Origin of the sequence: Actinotalea ferrariae CF5-4, from assembly GCF_000603945.1 — a bacterium.
Taxonomy (GTDB): Bacteria; Actinomycetota; Actinomycetes; order Actinomycetales; family Cellulomonadaceae; genus Actinotalea; species Actinotalea ferrariae.
In genome coordinates this window covers 1-1,297 of sequence record NZ_AXCW01000415.1, presented here as the reverse complement: position 1 = coordinate 1,297, position 1,297 = coordinate 1, and the positions used below count along the sequence as shown (strand labels likewise).

The following is a 1,297-nucleotide window of genomic DNA, read 5'->3' as shown; positions in this document are numbered from 1 at the left end:
CGGCCCTGAGCGGCCGACGACGCGGTCGGGTGCGCCGCCCGGGTGCCCTCCCCCCGGTCCGGGCGTGGCCGTGGTGGGCGCAGGTGCTCCTCGTGGCGGCGCTCGCGCGCCTCGCGTCCGCGGTCCTCCTCGTCCTCGTCGCCCGGCACCAGGCGGCCACGCCCTGGGCGGGGGCGGCTCCCTCCTACCCGGAGTACGTCGGCCTCTTCTGGGACGGGTCGTGGTACCGGGAGATCGCCGAGCTGGGCTACCCCGAGGAGCTCCCGCTCGGCGCGGACGGGCGGGCGCGGCAGAACGCCTGGGCCTTCTTCCCCCTCTTCCCGACCCTCGTGCGGCCCCTGCTCGCGGTGGGGCTGCCGTGGCAGGTGGCGGCCCCCGCCCTCGCGACCCTCCTGGGTGCGGCGGCCCTGCTCGTGGTGCACCGGTTCGTGGGGGAGGTCGTGGCCCGGTCCCGGTGGGCCGCGGGCCCGGCACGGCGCCACCTGCCGCTGGTCACGGTGGCCGTCGTCGCCACGCACCCGGCCGCGCCGGTGCTCCAGGCCGCCTACACGGAGTCCCTCGCCCTGCTCCTCGTGGCCGCGACGCTCCTCGCGCTCGTCCGGCACCGGTACGGGGCGGTCCTGCTCCTCGTGCCCCTGCTCGGCCTGACCCGCGCCGTCGCGCTGCCCATGGCGTTCGTCGTCCTCGTGCACGGGCTGGACCGGGTGCGCCGGGTCCGCGCCGGTGAGCCGTTCCCGGTGCGGGAGCGGGCGCTCGTCGCCCTCACCGGCGCCGTGACGCTCGCATCGGGGCTCCTGTGGCCGGTCGTCGTGGGGCTGGCCACCGGGGAGCCGGACGCCTACGCGCGGACGCAGGCCGCCTGGCGCGGCCGCGACGGGGTCGTCCCGCTCCTGCCGTGGTGGGACGTCGCGCGGTATCTCGTCGCCGGGGCGGCCCCGCTGCTGCTGCTCGGTGTCGCGATCGGGCTCCTCGCGCTGGTCGCCTGGCCGCGGCTGCGTCGCCTGGGTCCGGTGGCGTGGGGCTGGGTCGCGGGGTACGCGGCCTACCTGGTCGTGGTCCTCGAGCCCGGGACGAGCCTGGTCCGCTTCAGCCTGCTGGCCTTCCCCGCCGCCGCGGCGGCCGCTGGGGCGGCGCTCGCCCCGCCGGGCAGGCTCCGACGGGCACTCGGTGTCGCCGCGCTGCTCGGCCTCGGGCTGGCCGGGCAGGCCCTGTGGGTGTGGTCGCTGTGGCGTCTCGTCCCGCCGTCGGGCTGGCCACCGTGACGGGTCCGGGCCGCGCCGCCGCAGGTGGCGCGCCT

The 1,297-nt window shown here is 79.0% G+C and carries 1 protein-coding gene; it reads left to right on the top strand.

The genetic code is table 11. The features are described from left to right. Positions 1-1,262: hypothetical protein (locus tag N866_RS18375; protein WP_342668453.1), on the top strand; the 1,262-nt coding region annotated here is incomplete at its 5' end. Positions 1,263-1,297: the final 35 nt, after the last annotated feature.